Genomic DNA, 21,926 nt, shown 5'->3' on the forward strand with positions numbered 1-21,926 from the left:
TTTTCCAGTGGCGGCAACACCACCTGTTTTTTGTAGAAACCGCTCCATGACTGTATATTTATTTCATTTTGGCAACTCATCCGTCTATAACATTTCTGCGTCAGATCTGGTGAAATGAAGGCTAATCGGAATTTTCCTGATAGGATTATTGGATTTAATATTTTGCAGGAGTAAAAGGAACAAAACCCCTATGGTGCGACACTCCCGAAAATTTGAAATTGCCAAACATCTGGCGGAAATATTAGACCGGCGTTTTACGATTCCAGGAACCTCAATTCGTATCGGGTTAGATCCGATCCTGGGACTGATTCCAGGTGTGGGCGATGCCCTCGCAGGTCTGGCTGGATCAGTCATCCTTGTCGTGGCGGCTCAATCCCAACTTCCTAAAATCGTCCTCATCCGTATGAGTCTCAATATCGCGATTAACAGCGTGGTCGGTGCCATTCCCATTCTCGGTGATCTGTTCTCTGTCTGGTTTAAAAGTAATGTGAAAAATGTTGAGTTGTTGGAGCGATATGCTGTTGGGGATCGTCCAAGGTCCACTACAGGGGATTGGGTTTTCGTAATAGGGTTATTGTTAGTCGTGGCTTTGGTGATCGCCGGAACGGTGGTAGGAATCCTTTGGCTTCTTATGCGTATCTGGGAAATCCTGCAAGGCATGCAATAAATCTTAAATCTAAGACCCTGCCGGAGAGAATGCTGATGATGGAGGAGCGACGGTTTATGGTGGATCTTGTGGAATCTGATCGGAAGTTTTAAGCGAACGGCTACAGAGATGGGGTCTACCCTTTACGATATTCCCCCTTCCATCCATGCAAAAACTTTAATGTGTTTGTGAAAGCCACTCATTTTGACTCCCTCCCGAGATGCTTGTAGGGGACACATTAATTGTTGAAATTGACTTCAAGTCGCGCGCCTACCACGACGGCGTTATTCCTGCCGGGAACCGTCCCGGGATTAATGACGTATTGAAAATCCGGTTGAATGACGAGGTTTTGATTCACAAAGATGGAATACGTGCATTCCAGCGTGATCTCCGTATTCTCAACCCGTTGTCCTGCCCGCCGTTGGAACCGTTTATACTCATGGCTATTCACTGCGGCTGCCACCCCGAACGCGGTTCGGTCAATGTTTCGCCCCGGAATTAATCCCTTATAGATGAACCCGCCGCCATAATACTGGGAAATGCGGTTCACATTGGGGTCAGCCATTCCGGCTCGGCCAAAGAGAGTCAAACCTTGATCTTTGTCGTCTTTTTCATAATATACATCATATTCCGCTAAGCCATATATCCCGTAAGTGCCATTTTGTTTTACAGGTTCTCCCGAACTATTGACCTTGTTGAGTTGATCCAGGGAAGTGGTGTACCCCCAGAATCCGAGGGCAACTTTTGCTTCATACACGAGAGGAGCGGATCTTCCAATCCGGCGGAAGATCAGACGACGAGGGAGTTCATCGACCGTTTTTTCCTTTGTTTGTATTAAATCAGCCGTGTTGTATTTGTAATATGCCAATTCCATGGAACCGAACAGGCCATCATCTTTTTTTAAACGAACATGAGTACCTCGAGCATTATTGGGATCCCCCGGAATGCCATCGGCGACCACGGCGCGAACCATGAGAGAATCGGTGAGGATGGCTTGCGTCCTGATTCCCAGAGAGGTTGCAGGAAAGGTGGACAGGTTGTTTCTGCCGCCCGCTCCAAGTTCCGCTCCAGTCCCGAAGGAGCTATTCAGAAAAAGTGTCGACGCGGATACAATGACATCAAACTCGGAGGTGATATCATACAGGCCGGCAAGCAGAGAAACGCGTTTAAAAATATTGTGCTGGTACCAGGCTTCGAACAGTTTCCATGTATCTGGTGCCGCAATGTTGCTCACCCCTTGGATGTCACCGACATTGTTGCTTGGATCGCCCCCATACAAGCCCAAGCCATACAGAAAAACCGTACCCCTCCAGCTAGGAACTAATTTTTTTATATCGACGGTGAGCAGGAGATCCAAATCGCCGGTGAGAGTGGTTTTTCGATGAACGCCGCCGGAGATATTGGAGAGGATATCCATCGTATTGGTGACTTCCAGGAGGAGTCCCTGATCTTTTAAACTTTTTTGGGCAGCCTTTGGTTTTTCGATGATCTTTTCCAATTGTTCAACGGCCTGACCTTCTTCGGAATGGGCTGGCACCGGAATCAACAATACCAAAAGGAAAAGTCCATACAAGGGTGAGAGAATCGTGCTTGTCGGGGAGAGTCTCATGCTGGTTAATCAGGCCCCCTGGGTTTGGTTGTCCGGGGATTTTCCGGTGAGGGCAATGCGGGCAATATCGAATTTTTCGTCATGTCGCGCATCTCGTTCAGGAGATTAAACAGAGTCAGCACTGGTTTATGGGCTGCCACCATTCCCCATGTGTGGTTCCCGGTCTCTAGTCTTTTGCATCCTTCCGTTTGACCAGGGTCGTGAGATAGTAATCGAGGTGTTTGGCGAATAATTGCCGATCCCGTTGACTCAAAGCCGACGGCCCTCCGGTCTCGACGCCACTGGCCCGGAGGGTCTCCATGAAATCCCGCATCATCAGACGGGCTTGAATCGTATCGGAAGAATGCATCTCCCCGCGCGGATCAAGCGCATGGCCACCCTTCGCAATCACCTCAGCGGCAAGCGGAATGTCGGCGGTGATCACCAGGTCGCCGGCCTTGAGTCTTTTGACGATTTCGGAATCCGCGACATCAAATCCATCGGCGACTTGGATGGCCGAAATATAGGGCGAGGGCGGAGTATACAAAAGGCGATTGGCCACAAGCGTCACCTGCACTGCGGTCCGGTCTGCGGAGCGGAATAATATTTCCTTAATTACCTTGGGGCAGGCATCGGCATCAACCCAGATTGTCACGGTGGACCTTTATGGTTGAGGGATGAAAGAACCGTGTTCTTTGGATATTGTAGACGTCCATCTGGATTAAGAGAAGACGAGGGCGATCTTGTTTCATAAGAACAAAAAGTAATGGTTCACTCACACTTTGTGACCCAGACCCCGACATGAAGCGTTGAGCCTGGGGGCCCCACGAACGATCCCTCGATGGGCGGTACGGATTCGGGCAATCTGGCGACGGCCACGGCAATATGATCGGTTCCGGCCATGGTTCCACCAGTGGGATCAAACCCCTTCCACCCGGCCCCTGGCAGGTAGACTTCGGCCCAGGCATGGGTGGCACCATAATCGGTGGCTGATGGTGGTGCGTGGAGATACCCACTGACAAATCGTGCGGCAAGACCCAAGCACCGTGCGGCTTCCATATAGAGCAAGGCAAAATCACGGCAGGAACCGGTGCCGTATTCCAGTGTCTGCCCCACCGTTTGAACGCCAGGTTCTTCCCGCACTCGATAGGATAGGGTTTGGTTGATGTGGGTGCCTAAGCGCTGCAGGAGTGTATACGTCTGAATCGGTTCTTCCGGTTTCCAGAAATTTTTCATCCATTCAGTCAGTCGATCTTTGGTGTTTTGCTCGGGATATGCCATGTAGGGCAACAGCATGATCCGGTCATCGGATTGATAGGTAAACGGGTACGCGACAGCGTAGTCGGCGACGAGAAAGTCGAGTGGAGCCTCATTGAATTGCTGGATGATGACTTCGCTTTCAACCGCTAGTTGGTTGGCGGGCACATCGAAGGTGGCTGTGGCCACCGAATTGCCTTCTACATCCCGATGCCATAGCAGGTTGGCCGGCGGTGTGAGCTTCAGGTCTAACGATTCAATGTGCAGGTCATAGTCTTCTCTCGGACGCAGGCGCAAGTGATGGGGTCCAAGTGTCACCGCACCCGAAAAATTATAATACGTCCGATGAAGAATTTTATAGCGCTGCATGGTGCATCCTACTTTTTAAGGAATGTCAAAAAAGTCAGGCCCCCTCAAAAAGGTTCTAATTAGAGGTCTAAACACAAGGGATTGTTTTGACCTTCTAAACGTCATAAAAATTTTTAAGTCAAGGGCAGGGATTCGGGCGTTTAATCCCAACCGGCAATTTTGTTTTCTCATCAACGCAAGCTTCATCAATTTGTGCTTGGGCGAGGCCCTGAGACCCACTTAGGTCAACATCGAAAAATTTAGTTTTGAAAAATTTTACCCCTTCTAAATTGGTCTTATTGAAATTCCCAAATCGAAAGACAGCATTGGAGAAATCGCTGGTACCCTCTTTCGTCTTCTCTATTACCAGGCTAATCCCAGGGCTTTCAATGCTTGCTTGGTTGTCAAAAATTGGGTAGGGGCCAGAGAAAATGGCCTGCTCAAAGTTTACGGCATCAAAAATCGCAGATTCGAAGGTTGTTCCTGCCAGAAAAGTTTGAGAAAAGTCAGCATTAATTATAAAGGCCTTCCCAAAGTTGGCCCCTCGAAAATCGGCCTTCTTATATTTACCGCCCATCCGAACATTTGCAAGGTTGGCCCCTAATAATTTTGCGTTTTCCAGTGTAGACAGCATAAGGGCACCAGTTAAATTTGACCGAGAAAAATCCGCCCCTCCCAAATAAACTGCCATCAAAAATGCATAGCTTAAGTCTGCTCCGTTGAAACGGGAGTTTGCCCAAAATCCCCCTTCGGCATAAAGGTGGCGAAGATTTTTACCCCTAAAATCGGCACCCTCAATCTTTGATATGTGCTCAAAATCTTGTGGCCAACTCTCGGGTGGCTGGGTAAGGTTTTCCCTATAAAATTTGGGATAAGTTCGAAGTCCAAGTTCTTGGAGAAATTCTAATAGTGCATAGTTAATTTTTTTGCTCCAGGCTAAGTTGCTGGATAAATATTGATCCATTGGGTGTCTTGGTTCAAGGGAGTATGCATCAGTTTTTAGATAGAATGGCCACCACTCAGAAGTTGTTGTTATGTTAACGGCTGCTCTTGAAACAAGAACAAGAATAAGCAAAGCAAAAAGGCATGCCGAAAAACTTATTCCAAAAATTCTTGGTCTTTTGAGGGATTTGTCAAGTGTTAGGCGAGCTAGAGAAAAAAAATAAATGCCAAATCCCAGGGAAATTGAAAATATGGAGGCCAATGTTAATATAAAAGTCTCATCATGTGTCGGGATAACTCGGACCCAAAACTCACTAAGAATAAAAGGTACAAGACCCCATGCAAGAACTAATGAGGCAATAAATTGTAGGCCAAACAAATCCGGGAGGTTTGTCTTTAATAGAGGGATATAGGCTCGAATAAAACCGCTAAGGAGCCATGGGAATACTTTTTGATCCAAAGCTTTCCCATCAGGGAAGATGGCTGGCAAAGCTGCCATTTCTTCCCATAGGCGTTGTAAATATAGGTGAAACCAAATGTAAATGCCTAACAATATTAGAGGTGCAACATAGAAGAAAGGAGTGATGGGAATTGCGGTTTGAATTATGGGCAGATCATAATATTTTGAATCTAAAAACAATTGGGAGTCAGTAGTGGTGGCTATTGTGAGCCATGAATACAAACACCCTACCAACATTAATATAAAAAGTTTTCCAGCCTTTTTAGAGAGTTCTTCAATCCTAGCTAGGCCTTCAAATTTCCTGATATCCTCAGAAATTTTGGCACCAGAAAGATCAGTGCCAGCTAATTGGCTGCCAAGAAGTCCAGTAACTTTTTCGAAATTTGAGTCTTGAAAATTGGATTCATCAAGCTTCGTTCTTAGCAAATAGGCTTCTTCGAAATTACTTTGGGGGAACTTCGAATTCTTTAAATCACTTCCGGCAAGTTTTGCCTTCTTAAATTGGCATTTTTCAAAAGTTGAATTGCTAAGGTCAGCGTCAAGTATGAACGAATTATTGAAAGAACAGTCATAGCAATTTGCCTTCACAAGGGTTGATTTATTTAAAATGGCACTTTCAAAAGTCACTCTTTTGAGATCTGCCCCAATCAGCTTAACGCTCTCAAGATAACTGCCTGTGAAGTTGACATTTTCTATAAATGCCTTGGAAAGGTTTTTACCGTACAAAGAAAAAGAAATTCTATCCAGGTGGGTTTTTGTGAGATCAAGGTTTTCTAAGATGGCTGGATTACCCTCGTGGCCATTTGAATTTAGCCATTTCTCATGATTGTGGAATATGGCTTCAAGATCCGCTTTTAAGGGTTTTGTGTAGGAAGGCTCTTGCTCTGACATAACAATTGATAGGAGATAGAATGCGAGAAAATTATATTGGTTGCCGATTTGATTCTGTTCGTTGATGACTAGAGCTCATGTCTGAAGAATTGTGGGCTTCGCTTAGGCGAAGCCCACCACTTCCCTTGAAGGAAATGCCTCAGCTATTTCTTTTTATCTTTCTTTTTCTGTTGGTCGGCTTTTTGCTTCTGAGCTTTGTCTTTATCCTTTTTTCCGCCTTTGTCTCCCATGGTGTACCTCCTTTCTCTTTAAAGTTGACTACCTTTCCTTGAAGGTTTTGTCCCGAATATTTCCGATTCCGTGACTGCCTATTTTCGTGACCCTCTGAATCAGCGATTTAGCTTACCATGATCCAGGGATAAGAGAACCGTTTAGACGTCCTTTCAATCCATTGTGCCGATTTTTAGACTATCCTTTCTTCCGTCATATCCCTCACCTTTTTTTATGGCTGCGTATCCAGATTTTGAGCGCAGCGGAAACCAAGACCTAAATCTCTGTTGGTTGGTGAAGCATAAGAGCGCAATGCGGCTCTCAAATATTCGTCCATTGCGTTCCAAGTTCCACCCCGTATGACTTTGCGTGAACCCGCGGGTATTTCCTCCTCATTACGGTCTAAATTTCGTGATTCATTCCAGTTATCTGCCGTCCATTCACTCACATTTCCGGCCAGGTCATACACTCCATAGGGACTTCTATCCTTTTCGAATGCTCCGACCGGAGAAAGTTTTGATAATTGAAAGTCACCAAATGTTGCAAAATTTGTGAATTCCCTCGTTGGTGGGTCATTGCCCCATGGATACATGCGTCCGTCTGTTCCTCGCGCGCTTTTCTCCCATTCATCCTCGGTAGGTAATCTCTTCTTGGCCCAATGGCAGTAGGCTTTGGCCTCCGGCCAGGTCACCGCGACGACAGGGCGATTGGCATCCTGAGGCATTTTGATGTGATCCCAATATTCCGGCGCTGTTCGACCGGTGACGTGTAGAAATTTCTCATACCGTTCAATAGTAACTTCATATTTGTCGATGAAGAATTCTTCGACATAGACGGTATATCGATTCCCTTCGGTCATGTTCCCGGTCCCTGAGCGTGATTCTATATTCGTTTCAAACTGCCCTGCAGGGATCCGAATCATCGGCGCACCGTCTGCACCTGAAATCTCCAGTGATAATGAGTCGCTCCCCGATGGTTCCACATGCCATCCTTTCAACGCGATGGCCAAAACGGGTGTGGGTACTGCATACCCCAGGCGTCCCTGAGCGTCTGTCACGACGCCGATCACTTTGCCATCAAGCAAAAGGGGGCCTCCCGAATGACCTTCCTCCACTAACGCCTGAAACATCAGGTGTGGGCCTTTCCTCCCGCTGATACTTCCGGTTGAGACAGTCCATGGAGCCAGATTCGGTGGAAATCCGATGAAGGTAATGGATTCTCCCCCGGATGCCTGGGTGGTCTGATCGAGCGGTAGCGCCACGAGTCCATCAGGAATGGGATGTGAAACACGCAAAGCGGCCAACCCATTCTCATTGGTGCCATCTAGCCCTAACACCTGTGAGGCAAACGATTGATGAGGAAGAGGAAAGAACCACACCTGTGGCTTGCTATCCCCAGAAATTACATGTGCGGCAGTTACGATATAGGCGGCGTCCTTGTCGAGCCTCACGATAAATCCCGTCCCGACATTGAGTTGCCCATTGACGAATGCAGTAATTTTGACGACGCCCTTTTTGAACTCTTTAATCTCCGTGGCACAAACAAGACCGGAAAAGAGCAGAAAAATAGAGAGGGACATGATGCCGCCGATAAACGGTACCCGTATCCATAAATGGCTCCGCACCCTATTGGACGATGTCAAGGTTCGGTGGTTCTCGTCTGTTTTGATTGTTGGGACAACCGTTGGGTTCACCGAAAATTTTCTCTTGAATCGGGAGTGCCTCGGCTACCTGCGCTCTTTTTTTCTCCTGCCGCACCGCAGTTTACCATGATCCAAAAATAATAGAATCATGTCGGTGTCCGTCTGTATTGTGGACCGTTTAGACCCGCTCACGCTCGATCTCCCGGCTTGGGGATGTTGAGCCCATGTTCTGGTTGAATAAAAATCCAACAGAGTCCCCCGAGTAAGGCGATGCCGAGGGTTTACGGGCCAGCCGACAGACAAGATCTACAATGAAATTGAAGTTTGCGGATAGGGACGGGTTGAGTTGCAAGGGTTAGACGGGATGTTTGACAGGTCGTGCGGGAAGGCCTTCGAGCATTCCGATAGCGCTAATGTCCTCATCAACATCAGGCCAATGCACTCCATGTCCATTTCCAATAATTTGGAAGTTCTTGCGTTGTTCAGGAGTAGCATTGGTTAATCGCCATGACCATACCAAGGGCACACTGATCTTTCGTCCGTCGGTTAACTGCGCGGTGATGGTCTCATCTGAGACCTCTATCGTGGATATTCTGGGTTCATTTGTGACCACAATGTTCCTCCCAGGCTTCGATCATTTTGTCTATCCGGTCGAGCAGGATTTTTCGGATTCGATTTAACTCATGTGGCGCAAATACATCATTAACCTGCCAAGAAAATTGGTTCTAGCCAAAATTTGCAGATATGGCGCTCTCGTTGGACGTGAACATGTTTGGGTTCATTGCAGTCAAAACTATAAAAGAAAAATCGGTAAGGTCCTTCAATCCCTCGAACATATGGCACGATACTTCCAATTTTCCTTATCGAACTGTTGTTGACTGACAGTATACGAAAAAAGTCAATGAGACTCCACGAGGGGAGAGAAGAGAAGTACTAAGTGGTTATAGCAAGGCACCTGAGGTCTGACTGCTATTAAGATCTTATTCCCATTCCCGGACGAATGCGGATCCAGCACAGTCCACCGAGTAGGGCAATGCCGGCGGCGATGCCGAGGGAGACCGACCAGCCGAAGGTTTCGGCCAGCCAGGGCGTCAGTGTTGGCGAGAGGGTCCCACCCAGGTTGGCGCCCGTGTTCATGAGGCCCGAGAGCGTGCCGGCATAGGGTTTGGATAAGTCCGTGGTTGAAGACCAGAACGGGCCGACGGTGAAATACAGCCACCCGGCACCGAGCGAGAGGAAGCCGATGGCGACATAGGGCGCTTCGATGTTGGCGCCGATGATGATAGAGAGCGCGGCCAGAATCATTCCTGCTCCTCCCACGCTCGCGCGACCACGATTGATCCCGTATTGTTCGGTGAGACGATCGGTCACCCATCCTCCCAATGGGCAGAAGATAGCCATCGCGATAAATGGTGCCGAGGCGAAGAAGGCGCCTTGGAGGATGGCAAAGCCTCTCACGTTGACGAGGTAGAGATAGAACCAGGACATATAGACATAGGCGACATAGCCGAGACAGGTGTAACTGAAGGTGAGCCACCAAACAGTAGGTGTGGTGAGAATGGCTTTCCAGGGAACGGTGGTCGTCTTTGACTTCAGAATGGGCGCTGGTTCGCTTTTCTTTCCTGTTCGTAGTGGAGTGGGGGAGTTGGGGTTGTCCTTCTTCCCACCGGTCCCGTTCCCCTTTGCCTGTGAAGCTGAAGGCCGTCCTTCACGTGTTTCGAGTTCGGTGAATACATCATGGACCGTTCCCCAGGCCTTACCGGATCGTCCTTCCAGGGGAGCAGGAGGGTCGGGAAGTGATTCCGAACCTTCGATCAATTCGGCCTCGGCGGTGTTGACGTGTGCATGTTGCCGGGGATGATCGGTTGCGTACCAGTACCATAAGAAGGCGATGCCAATACCCAATCCGCCTGCGACATAAAACGCCGTCTGCCAGCCATAATTGACCATGATCCAGGCGGTGATAGGTGGCGTGAGGGCTGAACCCAGGCCGATCCCTCCGATGGTGATGCCAATGCCTAAGCCCCGTTCATTCGGGGGATGCCAGTTTGCGACGGCTCGATTGAAATTGGGCAGCGCGGCGGCTTCGCCGATGCCGATGAGAAAACGCACAACCATGAGTGAACCCATAATCCCGATCAGGTTGGCCAGTGGGATAGTGGGAGCGATGGCCGTCAGCGCTGTAAAGATCGACCACCAGATGAGGGCGAAGGTCAATACGCGACGTGGTCCCCAGCGATCGCCCAACCAGCCACCGGGAACTTGAAAGAGGGCGTAGCCAAAGACAAAGGCCGAAAAGATCTGACCCATTTGCAGATCGGTGAGCCCGAGTGCGGGCATCATTTGGCGGGCGGTTACGGAAATATTCACCCGGTCGACATACGTGATGATGCTGATGAGGAGGAGCAGAAGAAGAATTCGCCAGCGAATTCGAGAGGGTTGGGGAGGCGATGAAGGCTGGTGCATGGGGAATGAAGAGAATGCTTGCCGGGAGAACCAACCGGAAGGTTATCCACCGCCGCCTTTCCTTGCCGATGAAGGGGATTTGGAGCGGCTTCCTGAAGCGGTTTCTTGCGCAATGAAGGTTTTGGCCAGGCGATATTCATCTTCCTGTGTGGTCACCAGGCGATCCAGTTTGGCTTTGAAGATGCGATCGAGCACCCGGCGATAGGCTGGACCTTTGGGAAGGCCCATGTCCTCCAGGTCGTGGCCGGTTAAGGTGATGGCGGTATGTTGGAACGTGGTGAGATAATCCCGGATCCGTTCCGTGGCCGCATGAATCGCCGGCTTGCTTTGCGCCTTGGCCATGAGAAATAACACGAGTTCCTTCGGCCATGGCGTGAGGAGATCGTAAATTTCTGACGGAGCCAGATGCTTTCGGTTGAGAGTCCTTATCAAGGTGGACTGGGCCTGTAAGAATTCTCCCACCGTTGCTGTGTTTCGTTGCGGGAATCCCAATCGTTTCCAGGTTTTGACCAATTCGGATTTGCCCAACGATTCGAACCAGGCCAGGGCATAGAGCAGCCATCGCTCGGTTCCTGATCGGGTACTCTCCACCTCATGCCAGGCCAGAATTTTTTCTCCGGATGCAAAGAGCGTCGGAGCCGGTTCTTTCCATTGCAGCTTGGGATGAATAAAAGGAAAGAGTTTAAATTGATTCAATCGCTGAATGCCTTTGGCCGGCTCGGGTTCCTCTAGAATATGGATCAGTTCATTCCCTAATCGTACGCCGGAAAGCCGGTGAAACAGTTCCATGGTTTGGGCTTGTTGAATGAAATGCTGGGTTTCTTTACTAATCTGGAAACCAAACCGTTGCTCGAAGCGAATGGCTCGAAAGACCCGGGTGGGATCTTCCACGAAGCTGAGGCTGTGAAGGACCCGCACGATTCTGTCCTTGATGTCTCGCCGCCCCCCGAAATAGTCCAGGAGTTCACCGGGCGTCCTGTTTAAGCGAATGGCCAGGGCATTGATGGTGAAATCCCGCCGGTAGAGGTCTTTTTTTATTGAACTGCGTTCCACAGTCGGTAGTGCGGTGGGATATTCATAATATTCCGTTCGTGCCGTGGCAATGTCCAGATGTTGCATCTGTGGAATGTGGAGAGTCTTGGGGATGGCGATCGAGACGGTGCCAAATCGCTCATGGATGGTCCATTCGGCCTTGAGTTCCTGCGCTAACGCTTTGCCAAAACGAATGCCGTCTCCTTCGACCACCACATCCAAATCGAAATTGGGAATGTTCATAAGGAAATCCCGGACGAATCCGCCGACGAGAAACGCGGCCACCTCCTGGGTATCGGCGAGTGTTCTAATGGTCTGGAGGAGGGTGAGAAGTGGCGGAGGTAAACGGGTTGCCAATTGTTTGTGAAGGTTTGACGTACGCAAGGTTGGCGTGGGAACGACGGTAGCTGAAGGGGCTGCTCCGGCAGAGGGCTCGGCCTTTCCTTCCTGAGGCGGGAGTGCCTGGTGCATAGCCCGAAGCAAATCGGTCCGGCTGAAAATGCCAACGACTTGGTCGTGATCCAACACCGGGACGATCCGCTGATTCCGTTCGACCATATGCTGTTGGACCTCGTCAAATGGTGTGCCGGGTGTGGCCAGAAAGATATCCCTGAGCATGATGTGCTCGATGGGGTGGGTGGTCAGTTTATGATAGAGGGCTTTTTGTACGGCTTCCCGCGTGGCTAACCCCATGAAACCGCCCTTAGCACTCACAACGGGTAGGGCGTTGACTTCGTATTGTGTCATGAGGCGTTCGGTCTGTTTGATCGTGGCGGTGGGTTCCACCGTCCTGACAGGTGTGGTCATGAGCCGTTGGATGGGGAGCCAGGTTTTGGCTTGTTCCTGCAAAAGAGCTTGGATTTTCTGTTCGACCTCGACGATGGTGAGTCCCTTAATGCTGGCGGCGGCAGCCATAGTGTGCCCTCCTCCGCCAAAGGCTTTGGTAATCTGATTCATATCCATGTCAGGATGGCGGCTGCGTCCGATAATTTGTACCTTGCCCTCCATGGCGACAGCGGCGATGACGGCATCGGCACCATGTAATTGCGCCAGTTGTTGAACAACCTGGGCCATGTCCTGCACATAATCCGGCCAGGTGAGGGTGGTGAGCAGAATCCTTCGATGTCCGAGGTTTAATGTTTGCGCCGCTTGCAACAGTGCATGGAATAATTCGAGTTGCGGCGGCGTCCAGTGCCGGGCAAGGTACTTCGTGACCAGGTTTAAATCGGCTCCAGTTTGCACAAGGACCCCGCCGATCTGGAAATCACGGTGCGTGGTATTCCGGTAGCCAAATTGACCGGTTTCCTCATAGAGGGCTATGGCAAAGAGTGTGGCTTCTTCGGGTGTCCATGTGAGTCCTCTGGCCTGAAGTTCTTCGCAGAGGAGTGTGATGGTGGCCCCGACTGCATCCACTTTGCAATAGTCTGCCAATGGGAGCAGAGGATTGGTGGTTTCCAAAGGATGATGATCGTAAATATGGACAGAAATATGTTGATTTTTAAGAACTTTTTCGAGTAAACCTAAGCGATCCTGATGTTGGGCATCGACTAAAATCAGACGGGTGATATCCGGAAAATTTAGTTCCGAGAGTGCCGTAAAGGAGAGGGGATATTCCGCGAGAAAGTCCCGCTCGCGGGATTGGACTCCCGCCGGGAGGACGAGGCGTGCCTCCGGGTAGAGCTTTTGAGCCGCCACCATTGAGGCGAGGCCATCGAAATCCGCCTCGAGATGCGTGGTAATAATTTCCATGGAGACCCGATTCTAACAGGGATGTTGAATGACCGGAAGTTAACTGAAAAGGCAAAGAATTTCCTTCTTGAAAATCTTCTGTTGCTTGAGAGGGTCTCTCCATGTTAGATGGGGGCAACTCAGGAGACGATCCATCACAGATGGATCATTTGTCGATCACATAATCAGGAGGGTGACACATGGCTGCCATGGCTAAGCCCAAGTCAAAGGCCAAGCCCAAACAGAAGCCGGCGGGGAAGCGAACCACTCATGCGAAAGCTCAACCGAAGACAAAAGCCAAACCAAAGAAGTCTGTGAAGCCTCAACGATCACCGTCTACCAAAGCGAAGTCCAAGAATACGAAGGTCGGCTCCAAGGCTCGGACCAAGGGCCCCGTTAAGTCTCAAGCCAAAAAGAATAAGAAGGCTCGAGTAAAGGGGACATCCAAAACCGTGGCTCAAGCGCACCCACGATCAAAAGCGACGCCGAAAAAGGCGGTGAAAGGGAAAGAGAAGAAGTTGACTACATCTGACAATGTTTCGAAAGCGACAACTGCGGCGAAAACCGGGGCGAATCGTACCAAGTCTGCTCCCACCACCAAATCGGTGAAGAAGGCGGCGCCGTCTGAGGCCAAAAAGAAACCGGGAAGGCCTAAAAAAGAATCGCCTGTGGTAAAAGACCTTGATGCCAAAAAGAGAAAGAACGCCTTCCCCGTTGATGCGGATGCGGAGGATATTCTTATCCAGGGACCCGATACGGATAATGAGGATACGTCTCTACCGGACGATATTGATGCCGAATTGGATATTGAAGTGGAAACCGATACCGATATCACTCTGGATTCATTGACCACTGAACTCGATGATGTCACTGATCCCCTGGATGTGGATGACCTTGCGGATGATTTTGATGATGATGAGTTTTCCGAGGACTCCACCGATGATGCCGATGAGGATTTGGATTTGACGGAAGACTTATCAGAAGAATTGGGCACAGATAAGTTTTTTCGGGATACCGAATCCAATCATGAGGATGATGAAGAGGAAATTCCTCGCTCCTGGTAATTCTGGCCGGTTATAGGGCAAGGTTGTGCCAGGGTTATTCACTTCACATCTCGATAGTTTTATTCGTATTCCCGGTTTTATTTAATAGATAAGCCGGGATTGCTTCCTTCGCCTGCGGCGGAGGGGGGTAGTCTTGCCAACTGAAGGAGGTTTCATGTCGGAAGAACGAGGGTTGCCTCGCATAGGGGATCATGCACCGGACTTTTCCGCGGTGACGACGCAACAGACCGATTTTAATTTTAGCGTGTGGCAGGAGCAGCATTGGGTGGTATTGTTTTCTCACCCGGCGGATTTTACTCCGGTGTGTACGACGGAATTGATGGCCTTTGCCCAAGCTAGTGAGCAATTTCGTCAGCGGGGGGTGAAGCTCATTGGTTTGAGTGTGGATAGTGTTCATGCTCATTTAGCCTGGCTTCGCAGTATTCACGAGAAAATGGGTGTCACGATTCCGTTTCCTATGATTGCCGATGTGGATATGCGTGTCGCGAAACTGTATGGCATGATCCATGCTAATGCGAGTTCCACCGCGACGGTCCGTGCGGTGTTTGTTATTGACCCGAAGCGGGTGATTCGGGCCTTGCTGTATTACCCCCTCAATGCCGGACGCAATGTGGATGAAATCCTTCGGTTGGTCACTGCCCTGCAAACGACCGACCGCTTTGTTTGTGCGACGCCTGCCAATTGGCGGGAAGGGGACAAGGTGGTGGTGCCACCCCCTAAGACCGTTCAGGAAGTTGATCAAGCCCTGGCTAAATCAGAATATGAACATCGGGATTTTTATTTAGCACTCAAAAATGTATCCCCGGTTGTGACCCCGAAGCCTGTGGAAGTGAAGGAGCCTCAACCTGTGGAAGCCGAGGCTCCCAAGCCAGCTCAACCCGACCCAGCTCAACCTGCTGAGAATACCTCTTCCACCTAGGTGCTGTCCGAAATGAGACGGACGTATACGATTGTGCAGGATTTGGTCGGATTCCCTGGTCCTTTTGTTCAATAATTCCGCTCTCCCCAAACGATCGAATAATTTGACGTAGTCCAACACAACCTCGTGATGATCGCCTACCTTCAACAGTCTCTTTGCACTTGCGCCCGAGCGGAGGCAGTTGGTTTACCTGTTTGCCATATCATGCTCATGTGACGTGGGCATAAATGAAACTTTGGGGAGCAAAATATTCTCTGCAGCTCGGCGTGTTTGTCCTGCTGGGCCTGTCTTCTATTCATGCCGAGGCTTGCCGTCTTCTGCCGACTCCTCCAGGAAGCGAAAATGTTTTCTGGGTGCATGTTGAGGGGCCCTGTTTGCCTGGAGAAGAGGCAGCCTTGGCCGTGAAGGGGGCTGATTTGCTGGAAGCGCTTGTGCAGGGCAAGCGGATTGATCTTGATCACGTGGTGGTGGTTGATCAGGTGATGCTTGATCTTCTGCCCCAACAGGCCATTTCGGAATATCCCTCCATTCCCCCGTCAGTGCTAAAACCCCTGAACGAGAAAGGGATCACTGCCGTTCGCGTCATCCCAGAGACAATTTCCATCCGGCATTCTCGATTTGAAAAAGTGCTTGCCACCAATCTGGTTGAAGGGGCTCTCCTGATATTGGGGACGGTAGATTTCACGGGAACCGTCTTTCAACAATCAATTGATCTTTCTAAGACTGTGTTTGTGGGCCCGGTAAGGTTTGCAGACGCGCGGGTTGATTTTGAGGGGTTTTTTATTGGTTCTCAATTTGCCCAAGGCGTGGATTTTTCTCACGTCAAATTTGGAACGCATTCCCGGTTTCACCAGGCTCAATTTCGTGATCGGGTCACCTTTTCGGACGCTCATTTCACCGGAGTTGCTGAGTTTTTGGAGGTCGACTTCCAGCAGGCAGCAGATTTCTCCCGAACGGCTTTTGCCAGTGGGACAGGCTTTTCAGGGTCGTTGTTTAAAGGCCCTGCCGATTTTTCAGCCATCTCGGTCGTTCATGAAATCTATTTTCGGTTTACCGAATTTCGAGAGTCGGTGACGTTTGCCCAAGCACAATTTCATACGGTGGTCGATTTTTCGAACGCCAGGTTTGATGGAGCCAAGGATTTTTCCGGAACCGAGTTCCGCACCATGCCGGAATTAACCGGGAGTAACCTCCCGCTTGATGTGGTTTCGGTTCAGAATGGTCGGAGGCTCTATGGCCAGGTCGGGATCTTTTTGGGGCTGGTGATTCTGGTGCTGAGTTACCTCTGGCTTTCCAAAGGGAAGAAGAGGGCTTAGAGAGACCTCAACCACTATATTTGGTTAGGATATTGCGGCTTTACACAAAAGATGGTATACCAATTGAAATATCTGCACTGTGGAACCCAGTCGAAAGGCACTTGATTGGAATCCGTCCCCTCCCTGATTGTTTCTGACCTTGAAGATGACGATGCATATCAGGTCAAACTTGAGGCCTTTACCGGCCCCATGGATTTGCTTCTCCACTTGATTCGGAAACACCAAATCAACATTTATGATATTCCGGTGGCGCTGATTGCGCAGCAATATTTGGAATATTTGTCCATGATGAAGACGTTGAACCTGTCTCTGGCCGGGGAATTTCTGGTCATGGCAGCCACGCTGCTTTATATCAAATCCCGGATGCTCCTTCCCAAAGAGGAAAAACCGGAGACAGAAGATGAGGAAGGTCTGGATCCTCGTGCGGAATTGGTCCGGCAATTGGTCGAATATGAGCGTTTCAAGGAGGCAGCAGGGAGCCTGGTTATTCGCGAACGTCTTTGGCGGGAGTCCTTTACTCGTGATCCTCTCCCCTTGCCAACTGAGTCAGCGGTCGAGGAGGATATGGCTACGGAGGATCTCCAATTATTTGATCTTCTGAGTGCATTCCAGGACGTTTTGGATCGAGCTCCAACTAATGAAATCGTGGAATTGTCAAGGGAAACTTGGACGATTCAGGACCGTATTCAGGTCATCCTGGAGCGGTTGGAAGCGGAGTCGACCGTTCCTTTTGAGGGTTTATTTGAACACCATTGGTCCAAGCCATTGGTCATTGCTACATTTCTGGCTTTGTTGGAACTGGTCAGGATGAACCTGGTTCGATTGTTTCAAGGAGAATGGTTAGGTCCCATCCAGGTGACCAGGCGTTTCGTTCCAGCCGGAGGGGCTGGTTCTACTGGAAGTTTTCCTGTGGATCCATTGTGACACGTATGTGCCGGATGATATTGATCGGAGGACGCATGGGGGGATGGAAGAATGGCCTGCGGGAATTATGCATGGGGCCACGTGGGATGATCGGGTTCAGTCCGCAGAGGAGGACTCAATAATTATGGATGCACTCTCCAATGGAGACCAACCTTCGGACACTTCCGATGCCGAGGTGACGGAAGACCTTACTTTAAGCGAGGCCTCAGAAGTCAAAGATGAAGGCCAGGACGCAGAAGAAGCAAAGGATTCCGGGATTGTAGACCAGGAACCGGCGTTGGACCTTGGTGAACTCAAAGCTGCATTTGAGGCCCTGCTTTTTGTTTCGCATGAGCCTCTGAGTCTTGAGAAGCTGGCGCTGGTTCTCGAAGGGGTCCCTAAATCTTCCGTTAAAAGCGCAATGCAGGATCTTCAAGCCGAGTATGAGACGTCAGGCCGTGGCTTGCAGATTTTGGAAGTGGCCGGCGGATATGTCATGGTCACGCGACCTGAGCAGAGTCTGTATATCAAACGATTGACCAGTAAGTCCAAACCGGCAGCCAAGGTTTCCCGGTCGGCACTGGAAGCCCTGGCAATTGTGAGTTATAAACAGCCCATTACCAGAGCAGATATTGAAAAAATTCGAGGCGTAGAAACCTCTGGTGTGTTGCGTACCCTCCTGGATCAGAAGTTAATTCGAATCGTTGGACGGCAGGATATCCCGGGCCGACCGATTTTGTATGGAACCGGCAAACAGTTTCTTCAGCGTTTTGGACTGCGGGACTTACGAGATTTACCTCCGCTGAAAGAACTCAAAGAGTTGGGTAGCCCGGAACAATTTCCTATGGAGCTTCCTTTTGCCCCTGAGGAACAGGAGGGAGAAGCCCGGGTGTCCGATCTTTCTGCTTAAATCGACCGTGAGGCCACGCGTCCTGCTGTGGTCTGTGTGTTTTCCTTCCTGTGTTCTCTCTGACAAGGGTTGTGCGTCATTCTCATAGGGAGCAGAATGAGTTCCTATGCCGTTGTTGTTACCTGAAAAGAAATCTTCTTTGGGGCCCGATTTAGCCAAAAAATTGGGCCAGGATAAAGTTCGGTGGGATTGGGCCACGCTGAAAGCCTATTCCGTCGATGCCAGTATCTACAAAATTCCGCCACAGGTTGTTGTGCTTCCTGAAACAGAGGAAGACATTGATGCCGTGATGGAGTATGCCGTCAAGGTTGGAGTTCCTCTGACTCCACGGGCCGCCGGAACGAATCTGACCGGATCAGCCATTGGAGCCGGCATTATCGTGGATATCTCCCGAATGAATCGATTGCTGGAAGTGAATCGCGACGAGCAGTGGGCGCGAGTGCAACCAGGCCTGGTGTTATCCGAATTCAATAAGCAGTTGGCCCCTATGGGGTTGATGTATGGGCCGGATCCTTCAAGCGGGGATATGTGCAAATTAGGTGGTATGTTGGGCAACAATTCGGCCGGTCCGCATACGCTTCGCTATGGATCGGTCAAGGACAACGTTCATTCTCTCCGGATTCGGCTGCTTACTGAGGGTTGGCTTGACGCTCAATCTGTTTCTATTGGAGGCCCGGCTCATGCATCCTTGTTGAAAGGGTTTCCATCCCTAAAGGCGGTGTGGACCATGATGCAAGAGGACCAAGCGTTGATCCGCGCCAGGCGTCCGAAGGTGAGTAAAAACAGTTCCGGCTATAACATCTTTGATTTGGTCGATGGACTGGAACGGGGCGTATTGGACGTTCCAAAATTATTTATCGGGAGCGAGGGAACACTTGGCATTATGAGTGAAGCAACCGTCAAGTTGGTTAAACGCCCTGATGCCACCGTGACGGGTCTCATTCATTTTCGACATCTGGATGGTATGGGCGAATCGGTTCCCCACTTATTGGAGTTGAACCCCAATGCCTTGGAGGTGATGGATGGAAATTCGTTAGATTTGATCGGGCGAAATCGCTATGGCATTCCATCGGATGCAGCGGCGACACTGCTCATTGAATTTGATGAAGGCGGAGGCGCAGACCGTCGTCATCGTTTGATGGAGATGTGCCAAAGATTTCCGATCACCGGGAAGGTGAGGTTGGCGTCTGATCCAGCCCAGCAAGGGGAATTGTGGAAAGCCCGCAAGGCATTGTTTCCGATGCTCTATCGATTTGATCCTCAAAAAAAGCCCATCAATTTTGTCGATGATGTGGTCGTGCCGGCCGCACGCACCGGTGAGTTGATCCGGTATCTGGAAGAGTACTTTGGAGGACGATCGGTGCCGGTCGCCATATTTGGACATGTGGGAAATGGCAATGCTCATATTGTGCCGCTGCTTGATTTGCACAATCAACATGATGTTGATGCCATGGTCGAGGCTCACCGGGAGATTCACCAGACTGTCTTAGACCGGTTTGACGGATCAATTTGTGGAGAGCATGGAGACGGGCGTATTCGCGCCGAGACCGTTCGCTTGATGTATGGAGAAGAGGTGTATCACATTTTTGTTCGAGTGAAGCAGGCGTTCGATCCACAGGGCATGATGAATCCCGGTGTGAAAATCAGTGATACCTCGTTTACGGAACATATTGATGTGGAGCGCATGGGCAAACCCTGTGCAACGTGCGCAAAATGTAATTCCGTGTGTCCGGTGTATGATGTGTTTCAGTCTGAAGATATGAGTGCGCGCGGATGGTTCGAGATTGTAACGGCTTCGGATTACTCGTATCTTCAATCGGAACGGGTCGTCGACGCCTGTTTGAATTGCAAGTCCTGCCGGACTATTTGTCCGGCCGGTGTCGATGTGTCCGAACTGATTCTGCAACGACGGGCGGAGCATCCCAATGGGCTGGCCGCTTGGGTGTTTGCCCTCCATGCCCGTCAATGGATTTTTCATCCCCTGTTGAAATTTATGGCATGGACCCAATCTTTTTGGGATCGTCCGGTTCTTCGAGGCATGTTGGAAAAACTGACTGGCCCGGTATTGCGAAAGTTGGCTCCCACGGCAAAGATTCCCCGAGATATGGTTCTGCCGACGTTTGCTAAACGGCATTTACGTGATCGGTATCCTGAACTGTGTCATTCTGAACATCTCCGGCAGGCCTCAATCGCGTATTTTCACGGGTGTGCGGCCAACTATTTTGAGGATGGAGTGGGGGATGCGGTGATCGGGCTTTTGGCTGACTACGGTGTGAAGGTCGCTCTTCCACCTCAACGATGCTCGGGGACGCCGATTGAAACCTACGGGTTACGGGATTTGGTAAAAGAAGGCGCGCGAGAAAATCTGGCTCACCTGGCACCGTATGCCACCGTGATTACCAGTTGTGCATCGTGCACGTTAAGTCTGAAGGATTATGCCAGGCTGTTTTCTGGAGAGCCGGAGGAGGCCGCAGCTATAGATCTATCCAAACGGGTGAAGCATATCTCTGAATTTCTTGTTGAACAGGGGATGTCGTCACCCAATATGCACTCAGCCCGGGTATCGGCCGATGGGAAGTTGGAGAAAGTGACGTACCATTCTTCGTGCCATCTTCGTGCCGCGGGTGTGTCCCAGGCTCCCAGGGACTTGTTAGCTTCTGTGGCTGACCTTGAATTTGTCGAAATGCAGGATGCCGATCGGTGCGCGGGCGGAGCGGGTACGTATATCGTCAAAAATTATGAAACCTCTCAGAAGATTTTCCAGCGTAAGAAGCGGGCTATTCAAGAGAGCGGGGCACAGGTGGTGGCAACGAGTTGCCCCGCATGTATGATTCAATTAAAAAATGGACTTCGTGGGATAGCGGAGGTTAAGCATATTGCGCAGGTCATGCGGGAGCATCCAGGGAGGAAGTAGAGGTATAAGATGGGGTGCTCTGGCGGGCTATCATTGTGATAGTTGGAACCGGGATGGATTTTCATTTTTGCATGAGGAACATCGAATGGTAAAAGTATTGATATTTGGCCTTGCGCTTCGTGAAGCGGTTGAAGACCCGGAAGTTGAAATCAGCTTGGAAAATGCCACCACAATTCGGCAATTGCTAGAGGATTTCCCCGATCACTTTCAAGGATTAATGCCTTTCCTCCAGGCCAATGAACTCATGTTGACAATTAATCAGAAAATCTCCACGTTGGAAGCCAAAGTGAAAAATGGGGACACCCTGAAAATCACTCACCAGGGAGGAGACAACCTTGCGGACGGTGCGATGTGGCAAAATCCTTAAAAGAGCACGGTATGCGATGCATCCTTATGTCTGGCAGGAGGAAAGTTTATGGACGAGTGAAAGTGCGGTTAGGTTGTCTTTTGTGAAGGAAGGGATGCCTCCTCGTCACATTTTTTGCAATTGAGGATGGTTTTGAGATGGGCACGACGTCCTTCTGGTGTCTGAACCCATGGGCGATAACTTAGGGGAGGTTGGTGTCGAACGTGCTGACCATGGCCGCAGGCCAGATCTGCCACCCAATCATCCGCGTCATCTTGATGAAACCCGATAATGGGCTGGTTCATTTTTCTCTCAAGTTTTTATGATGGGGACTATGATGGATC

The 21,926-nt window shown here is 50.0% G+C and carries 18 protein-coding genes; 8 read left to right on the forward strand and 10 right to left on the reverse strand.

The window, feature by feature from the left end:
• The first annotated feature begins 190 nt into the window (after window positions 1–190).
• A complete protein-coding gene (locus tag PQG83_RS01570) occupies window positions 191–667 on the forward strand; it encodes a DUF4112 domain-containing protein (RefSeq protein WP_312746001.1) in 477 nt (158 codons plus the stop codon).
• A gap of 217 nt (window positions 668–884) precedes the next feature.
• On the opposite strand, the gene PQG83_RS01575 is transcribed toward PQG83_RS01570, so the two are convergent.
• From PQG83_RS01575 to PQG83_RS01610, 9 genes are all read right to left on the reverse strand, one after another.
• Complete coding sequence (locus PQG83_RS01575) at window positions 885–2,255, reverse strand: carbohydrate porin (RefSeq protein ID WP_312746003.1); 1,371 nt, start codon at window positions 2,253–2,255, stop codon at window positions 885–887.
• A 166-nt stretch (window positions 2,256–2,421) separates the two neighbouring features.
• Window positions 2,422–2,889 carry a YaiI/YqxD family protein gene (locus PQG83_RS01580; RefSeq protein ID WP_312746005.1) on the reverse strand — a complete coding sequence of 156 codons (468 nt, stop codon included), beginning with the start codon at window positions 2,887–2,889 and terminating at the stop codon, window positions 2,422–2,424.
• Window positions 2,890–3,005: 116 nt separating this feature from the next.
• Window positions 3,006–3,860 (reverse strand): transglutaminase family protein, encoded by an 855-nt coding sequence (locus PQG83_RS01585; protein WP_312746007.1) that lies wholly within the window; start codon window positions 3,858–3,860, stop codon window positions 3,006–3,008.
• Between the two features lie 118 nt (window positions 3,861–3,978).
• Window positions 3,979–6,132, reverse strand: coding sequence for a pentapeptide repeat-containing protein (locus PQG83_RS01590; protein WP_312746010.1), 2,154 nt, complete (start codon window positions 6,130–6,132; stop codon window positions 3,979–3,981).
• Between the two features lie 442 nt (window positions 6,133–6,574).
• Window positions 6,575–7,921, reverse strand: a complete 1,347-nt coding sequence (locus PQG83_RS01595) for an SUMF1/EgtB/PvdO family nonheme iron enzyme (protein WP_312746013.1) — start codon at window positions 7,919–7,921, stop codon at window positions 6,575–6,577.
• Between the two features lie 418 nt (window positions 7,922–8,339).
• Window positions 8,340–8,597 carry a DUF2442 domain-containing protein gene (locus PQG83_RS01600; protein WP_312746016.1) on the reverse strand — a complete coding sequence of 86 codons (258 nt, stop codon included), beginning with the start codon at window positions 8,595–8,597 and terminating at the stop codon, window positions 8,340–8,342.
• Window positions 8,598–8,686: 89 nt separating this feature from the next.
• On the reverse strand, window positions 8,687–8,827 hold the full coding sequence (locus PQG83_RS20840; RefSeq protein ID WP_376753547.1) for a DUF4160 domain-containing protein: 141 nt from the start codon (window positions 8,825–8,827) through the stop codon (window positions 8,687–8,689).
• Between the two features lie 129 nt (window positions 8,828–8,956).
• Window positions 8,957–10,450 (reverse strand): MFS transporter, encoded by a 1,494-nt coding sequence (locus PQG83_RS01605; protein WP_312746018.1) that lies wholly within the window; start codon window positions 10,448–10,450, stop codon window positions 8,957–8,959.
• A gap of 42 nt (window positions 10,451–10,492) precedes the next feature.
• A complete protein-coding gene (locus PQG83_RS01610; protein WP_312746020.1) occupies window positions 10,493–13,231 on the reverse strand; it encodes a CBS domain-containing protein in 2,739 nt (912 codons plus the stop codon).
• A 179-nt stretch (window positions 13,232–13,410) separates the two neighbouring features.
• On the opposite strand from PQG83_RS01610, the gene PQG83_RS01615 reads away from it, so the two are divergent.
• The 7 genes from PQG83_RS01615 (at window position 13,411) to PQG83_RS01645 (ending at window position 21,603) form a co-directional block, all read left to right on the forward strand.
• Window positions 13,411–14,274 carry a hypothetical protein gene (locus PQG83_RS01615; RefSeq protein WP_312746022.1) on the forward strand — a complete coding sequence of 288 codons (864 nt, stop codon included), beginning with the start codon at window positions 13,411–13,413 and terminating at the stop codon, window positions 14,272–14,274.
• Window positions 14,275–14,428: 154 nt separating this feature from the next.
• Window positions 14,429–15,193 (forward strand): peroxiredoxin, encoded by a 765-nt coding sequence (locus PQG83_RS01620; RefSeq protein ID WP_312746024.1) that lies wholly within the window; start codon window positions 14,429–14,431, stop codon window positions 15,191–15,193.
• Window positions 15,194–15,420: 227 nt separating this feature from the next.
• Window positions 15,421–16,509, forward strand: coding sequence for a pentapeptide repeat-containing protein (locus PQG83_RS01625; protein ID WP_312746027.1), 1,089 nt, complete (start codon window positions 15,421–15,423; stop codon window positions 16,507–16,509).
• A gap of 105 nt (window positions 16,510–16,614) precedes the next feature.
• Window positions 16,615–17,433: a segregation and condensation protein A gene (locus tag PQG83_RS01630; protein ID WP_312746028.1), complete on the forward strand. Its 819-nt coding sequence runs from the start codon at window positions 16,615–16,617 to the stop codon at window positions 17,431–17,433.
• Window positions 17,434–17,476: 43 nt separating this feature from the next.
• Window positions 17,477–18,322: an SMC-Scp complex subunit ScpB gene (gene scpB, locus PQG83_RS01635; protein WP_312746031.1), complete on the forward strand. Its 846-nt coding sequence runs from the start codon at window positions 17,477–17,479 to the stop codon at window positions 18,320–18,322.
• Window positions 18,323–18,428: 106 nt separating this feature from the next.
• Window positions 18,429–21,236: an FAD-binding and (Fe-S)-binding domain-containing protein gene (locus PQG83_RS01640; RefSeq protein ID WP_312746034.1), complete on the forward strand. Its 2,808-nt coding sequence runs from the start codon at window positions 18,429–18,431 to the stop codon at window positions 21,234–21,236.
• A gap of 85 nt (window positions 21,237–21,321) precedes the next feature.
• Entirely contained in the window at window positions 21,322–21,603 is a 282-nt protein-coding gene (locus PQG83_RS01645; RefSeq protein ID WP_312746036.1) for a MoaD/ThiS family protein, read from the forward strand.
• Window positions 21,604–21,671: 68 nt separating this feature from the next.
• Here PQG83_RS01645 and PQG83_RS01650 read toward each other — a convergent pair whose 3' ends face one another.
• Window positions 21,672–21,887, reverse strand: coding sequence for a DUF3565 domain-containing protein (locus PQG83_RS01650; protein ID WP_312746038.1), 216 nt, complete (start codon window positions 21,885–21,887; stop codon window positions 21,672–21,674).
• Window positions 21,888–21,926 lie beyond the last annotated feature (39 nt).

The organism is Candidatus Nitrospira neomarina (assembly GCF_032051675.1).
GTDB lineage: Bacteria > Nitrospirota > Nitrospiria > Nitrospirales > UBA8639 > Nitrospira_E > Nitrospira_E neomarina.

What these genes read in the sequence shown, in the direction of transcription:
- PQG83_RS01570 (WP_312746001.1), top strand. Translation starts at nt 191, where the DNA reads ATGGTGCGACACTCCCGAAAATTTGAAATTGCCAAACATCTGGCGGAA.
- PQG83_RS01575 (WP_312746003.1), bottom strand. Translation starts at nt 2,255, where the DNA reads ATGAGACTCTCCCCGACAAGCACGATTCTCTCACCCTTGTATGGACTT.
- PQG83_RS01585 (WP_312746007.1), bottom strand. Translation starts at nt 3,860, where the DNA reads ATGCAGCGCTATAAAATTCTTCATCGGACGTATTATAATTTTTCGGGT.
- PQG83_RS01590 (WP_312746010.1), bottom strand. Translation starts at nt 6,132, where the DNA reads ATGTCAGAGCAAGAGCCTTCCTACACAAAACCCTTAAAAGCGGATCTT.
- PQG83_RS01595 (WP_312746013.1), bottom strand. Translation starts at nt 7,921, where the DNA reads ATGTCCCTCTCTATTTTTCTGCTCTTTTCCGGTCTTGTTTGTGCCACG.
- PQG83_RS01605 (WP_312746018.1), bottom strand. Translation starts at nt 10,450, where the DNA reads ATGCACCAGCCTTCATCGCCTCCCCAACCCTCTCGAATTCGCTGGCGA.
- PQG83_RS01610 (WP_312746020.1), bottom strand. Translation starts at nt 13,231, where the DNA reads ATGGAAATTATTACCACGCATCTCGAGGCGGATTTCGATGGCCTCGCC.
- PQG83_RS01615 (WP_312746022.1), top strand. Translation starts at nt 13,411, where the DNA reads ATGGCTGCCATGGCTAAGCCCAAGTCAAAGGCCAAGCCCAAACAGAAG.
- PQG83_RS01620 (WP_312746024.1), top strand. Translation starts at nt 14,429, where the DNA reads ATGTCGGAAGAACGAGGGTTGCCTCGCATAGGGGATCATGCACCGGAC.
- PQG83_RS01625 (WP_312746027.1), top strand. Translation starts at nt 15,421, where the DNA reads ATGAAACTTTGGGGAGCAAAATATTCTCTGCAGCTCGGCGTGTTTGTC.
- scpB (WP_312746031.1), top strand. Translation starts at nt 17,477, where the DNA reads ATGGAAGAATGGCCTGCGGGAATTATGCATGGGGCCACGTGGGATGAT.
- PQG83_RS01640 (WP_312746034.1), top strand. Translation starts at nt 18,429, where the DNA reads ATGCCGTTGTTGTTACCTGAAAAGAAATCTTCTTTGGGGCCCGATTTA.
- PQG83_RS01645 (WP_312746036.1), top strand. Translation starts at nt 21,322, where the DNA reads ATGGTAAAAGTATTGATATTTGGCCTTGCGCTTCGTGAAGCGGTTGAA.
- PQG83_RS01650 (WP_312746038.1), bottom strand. Translation starts at nt 21,887, where the DNA reads ATGAACCAGCCCATTATCGGGTTTCATCAAGATGACGCGGATGATTGG.